The sequence below is a fragment of the Yersinia sp. 2542 StPb PI genome (genome assembly GCF_048593855.1).
Lineage (GTDB): Bacteria > Pseudomonadota > Gammaproteobacteria > Enterobacterales > Enterobacteriaceae > Yersinia > Yersinia enterocolitica_E.
Genome location: NZ_JAZGQA010000257.1, coordinates 1 through 4,991 on the forward strand (window position 1 = coordinate 1; position 4,991 = coordinate 4,991).

A 4,991-nucleotide genomic window follows, 5' to 3' on the forward strand; every position below is an offset into this window, starting at 1 on the left:
CTTCAAATGACTTATTTAAATATCTGTAATCGAATACACGTATTGCTGTGTGTAGTCTTTGCCTGTCATCTTAGACGGGCTTTTTTTTTACTTATTATTGCAAAAAATCCGCAACCTAAGCTGCGGATAATTAAATGTCTCTCTATCGGTATAACCCGAGTCCAATCAATGCTTAGTATGTTGCGCCAAACTGACCCACGTTTGTACTACGGTGTCTGGGTTAAGGGACAAGCTGTCAATCCCCTGCTCCATCAGCCATAAAGCAAAATCCTCATGGTCTGACGGACCCTGACCACAAATCCCCACATACTTGCCTTGACGTTTCGCCGCCTGAATGGCCATCGACAGCAACGCCTTAACGGCTTCATTGCGCTCATCAAACAGTTCAGAAACCACACCGGAGTCGCGATCCAGACCCAATGTTAACTGAGTCATATCATTGGAGCCGATAGAGAAGCCATCAAAATGCTCTAGGAATTGATCCGCCAGCAATGCATTGGACGGGATTTCGCACATCATAATAAGCTTCAGGCCATTCTCACCACGTTTCAGCCCTTGTCTTGCCAGTTCTGCCACCACCGCCTCTGCCTGAGCCACTGTACGTACGAAAGGCACCATGACTTCGACGTTAGTCAACCCCATCACATTCCGCACCCGCTTAACCGCCTCACACTCCAGTGCGAAACAATCACGGAAGCTGTCTGCGACATAACGACCCGCCCCACGGAAACCTAACATCGGATTCTCTTCATGTGGCTCATAAGCTTCTCCGCCAACCAGATTGGCGTATTCGTTAGATTTAAAATCCGACAAGCGCACAATCACACGTTTCGGCCAGAAAGCGGCACCCAGGGTAGAGATCCCTTCGGTCAAGCGACCAACGTAAAACTCGACCGGATCGTCATAACCCTTCATCAAGGCTTTGATTTCCGCCTGAATTGCAGGCTCCTGGCTATCGAATTCCAGCAATGCTTTAGGATGCACACCAATCATGCGGTTGATGATAAATTCCAGGCGCGCCAAGCCAACGCCGTCATTAGGGAGACGGGCAAAGTCGAAGGCTCGGTCTGGATTGCCAACGTTCATCATTATTTTCAACGGCAAATTAGGCAGTTCAGTAACTTGTGAGCTCTGAATCGAGAAATCGAGCAACTCTTGATAAACATAGCCCGTATCCCCTTCAGCACAGGAAACCGTAACCTTTTGCCCTTCTCTCAAAATATCAGTGGCATTACCACAACCCACAACGGCTGGGATCCCCAGCTCACGAGCGATGATTGCCGCATGGCAGGTACGCCCGCCACGGTTGGTCACAATCGCTGATGCTTTTTTCATGATCGGTTCCCAGTCAGGGTCCGTCATGTCGGTTACCAGTACATCACCGGCCTGAATTCGGTCCATCTCGCTGATATCATTAATCACCTTAACCGGCCCCGCACCAATACGATGACCAATGGCACGCCCCTCCACCAACACCTCACTTTGGGCATTCAGCAGATAACGCTCCATAACTTGCTCGTTGGAACGTACTGTTTCCGGGCGAGCTTGCACGATAAACAGCTTACCGGTATGACCATCTTTGGCCCACTCAATGTCCATCGGGCGGCCATAATGCTTTTCGATTGATAGTGCCTGATGCGCCAGCGCTTGCACCTCTTCATCACTGAGAGCGAAACGATTGCGTTGTGCTTCTGGCACATCTTCAATCTGCACCTGTTTGCCATGTTCCTGGCTTTCGGCATAGATCATGCGAATTTTTTTCGACCCCATAGTGCGGCGTACTATCGCGGGTTTGCCATTACGCAATGTTGGCTTATGGACATAAAACTCATCCGGGTTCACCGCTCCTTGCACCACCATTTCGCCTAAACCATAAGCTGCGGTGATAAAAACCACCTGATCGAAGCCTGATTCAGTATCAATAGTAAACATCACGCCCGCCGAAGCGAGATCAGAGCGCACCATCCGTTGTACACCAGCAGACAGCGCCACCCCACGGTGGTCGTAGCCTTGATGCACACGATAGGAAATAGCGCGATCATTGAACAGTGAGGCAAATACGTGCTTGATAGCAACCATCACCGCATCAATCCCCTGCACATTCAAGAAGGTTTCCTGCTGGCCGGCAAAGGAGGCATCTGGCATATCTTCGGCAGTAGCCGATGAACGCACGGCAAAAGAAGCCTCTGGCTCACCGTCAGCTAATTGTTGGTAGGCTTCATGAATAGCCTGTTCAAACTCGGGATGGAACGGCGTCTCAACCACCCATTGACGAATCTGCGCGCCCGCTTTGGCTAATGCTGCAATATCATCAACATTGGTCTGATCCAACAATTGATAAATGCGTTGGTTAACACCGCTTTGCTCCAGAAATTCGTTAAATGCTTGAGCTGTGGTAGCAAAACCATTAGGTACCGAAACACCCAGGTCTGAAAGATTGGTTATCATTTCACCCAGGGAGGCATTCTTGCCGCCTACCCGCTCAACATCGTTCATGCCAAGCTGATTGTACCAAAGCACATTGCACAGATTTAGGCCATTGTTGGACATCGAAACAATCCTTTTTACATTGTCTATTAATTATGGACGGTCAGTAGGGTACAGACGGAGGTATCACGGCTGACGAATCAGCTGTTTCAGACTAGCACAATGATCCATAGTCCATGGACAGGTGAATCGATCAACCCAACAAGAAAAGTTATTTTCAGGCGATTCTGACAGCAAACGCTTTACCGATAGGCCGAATCAGGCACACTGATTAGGCTAAACTTGTCACCAGATGCTCATTTATCAGTGCGAAAATCCGACCAGAAAAATACTCAGGAGTCAGCGTGGAGAGAAGTGTGTTTTATATTTCGGATGGTACCGCCATCACCGCAGAAGTGCTCGGTCATGCTGTCTTGTCGCAGTTCCCTGTTAAAGCCACTACCTTTACGCTGCCGTTTGTCGAAAGTGCTGCGCGTGCGCAAGAGGTTTGCCAGAAGATTAATCAGATATATCAAGACACTGGCGTTAGACCGCTGGTTTTCTATTCGATAATCAGTGCGGAAGTGCGTGAACTCATTCAGCACAGTGAAGGATTTTGTCAGGATATTGTGCAAGCACTGGTTGCCCCACTACAGGGCGAACTGGGGGTTGCCCCCCAGCCGGTGCTCAACCGAACCCACGGTCTTACTGAAAGCAATTTGGGCAAATACGATGCGCGGATTGCGGCTATCGACTACGCCCTGGCCCATGATGACGGTATTTCTCTGCGCAATCTGGACCAGGCACAGGTGATTCTATTGGGGGTTTCCCGTTGCGGTAAAACCCCAACCAGCCTCTATTTAGCCATGCAATTTGGGATTCGTGCTGCCAACTACCCATTTATCGCCGATGATATGGACAATTTGCAACTTCCCGCCGCGCTGAAACCTTTTCAGCAAAAACTGTTTGGTTTGACAATTAACCCTGAACGGCTGGCGGCAATCCGTGAAGAACGGCGTGAAAATAGCCGTTATGCCTCGCTGCACCAATGCCGAATAGAGGTGGGTGAAGTAGAAGCGCTATTTCGCAAGAATCAGATTCGCTATCTGAACTCCACTAACTACTCCGTTGAGGAAATCTCCACCAAAATCCTGGATATTTTAGGCATGAGTCGCCGCATGTTCTAATGGAATATTTGCCTGGGATATTATTTACAGTTTATTTCATCACAAATTGTATGAATCAAGGCCGTGGCGGTTGAATTCATTTAGTTTTGGTTTATTGTGATCGCCATCACTTCCCGGTATTCCTGCCGCAGAGAAGAACAGATTTAGAGAATTTCCATGCATAAAACAGATGAACTGCGGACTGCGCGCATCGATAGCTTAATCACGCCACAACAACTGGCGGAAAAATTACCGATTTCCGCCAGCATTGCCGATAACGTGACAGCGTCACGTAAACGAATTGAAAGGATCCTCACCGGCGAAGACTCCCGCTTGCTAGTGGTTGTCGGTCCCTGCTCGATTCACGACCTTGATGCCGCCATTGATTACGCCACCCGACTGAATGTATTACGCGAGCGCTATCAGGATCGCCTGGAAGTCGTCATGCGCACCTATTTCGAGAAACCGCGCACCGTCGTGGGTTGGAAGGGGTTGATTTCTGACCCGGCGTTGGATGGCTCATGTCAGGTCAATCGTGGGATTGAGATGGCGCGCAAACTGCTATTGGCAGTTAATGAGTTAGGTCTACCTACTGCCACCGAATTCCTTGATATGGTGACAGGTCAGTACATTGCCGACCTGATCAGTTGGGGGGCCATTGGCGCACGTACCACGGAAAGCCAGATTCATCGAGAAATGGCATCGGCCCTCTCCTGCCCGGTGGGTTTCAAAAATGGCACTGACGGCAATACCCGCATTGCAATTGATGCTATCCGTGCCGCGCAAGCCAGCCATATGTTTTTATCCCCGGATAAAAACGGCCAGATGACGATTTACCAAACCAGTGGCAACCCGCATGGGCACATTATTATGCGTGGCGGTCGGCAGCCTAATTATGGTGCATCTGATATTGCCACAGCCTGTGACAGCCTGCGTGAATTCGATTTACCGGAACATCTGGTGGTCGATTTTAGCCATGGTAATTGTCAGAAAATGCACCGCCGCCAGTTGGAAGTTGCCGCTGATATCGGGCAGCAAATCCGTAACGGTTCTAGCGCTATTGTCGGTGTGATGGCTGAAAGCTTCCTGATTGAGGGCTCGCAGAAAATTGTTGCGGGTCAAGCCTTGACCTACGGGCAGTCCATCACCGACCCGTGCCTAAACTGGGCGGATACTGAGCAATTATTGAGCTTGTTAGCGGATGCGGTCAGCAGTCGGTTTTGATTAACACACAGTGATAGAATGGTTTAACCGCTATAGCGGTTCTGTTCTATCACTGAATTAAATGTTCTACGCCCTCTCATACCGCTCAAACCCTTTTTCTACCAATCAATTCTAAACTATCTATCCAACATATTA

General features: G+C 49.3%; 3 protein-coding genes and 1 other RNA gene. 3 read left to right on the forward strand and 1 reads right to left on the reverse strand.

Translation table 11 applies throughout. The annotated features are described in order from the left end of the window. Nucleotides 1-90, forward strand: an RNA gene (gene rprA, locus V1952_RS20020) — antisense sRNA RprA; the annotation flags it as partial. Nucleotides 91-165: 75 nt separating this feature from the next. On the opposite strand, the gene ppsA is transcribed toward rprA, so the two are convergent. Continuing rightward, a complete protein-coding gene (gene ppsA / locus V1952_RS20025; protein WP_372559129.1) occupies nucleotides 166-2,550 on the reverse strand; it encodes a phosphoenolpyruvate synthase in 2,385 nt (794 codons plus the stop codon). Nucleotides 2,551-2,831: 281 nt separating this feature from the next. Here ppsA and ppsR point away from each other — a divergent pair, with 281 nt between their 5' ends. Together ppsR and V1952_RS20035 are read left to right on the forward strand one after the other, a co-directional pair. Continuing rightward, nucleotides 2,832-3,653 carry a pyruvate, water dikinase regulatory protein gene (ppsR, locus tag V1952_RS20030; protein WP_083158716.1) on the forward strand — a complete coding sequence of 274 codons (822 nt, stop codon included), beginning with the start codon at nucleotides 2,832-2,834 and terminating at the stop codon, nucleotides 3,651-3,653. Between the two features lie 156 nt (nucleotides 3,654-3,809). Continuing rightward, entirely contained in the window at nucleotides 3,810-4,856 is a 1,047-nt protein-coding gene (locus V1952_RS20035) for a 3-deoxy-7-phosphoheptulonate synthase (RefSeq protein ID WP_372559130.1), read from the forward strand. The last annotated feature ends 135 nt before the right edge of the window (nucleotides 4,857-4,991 follow it).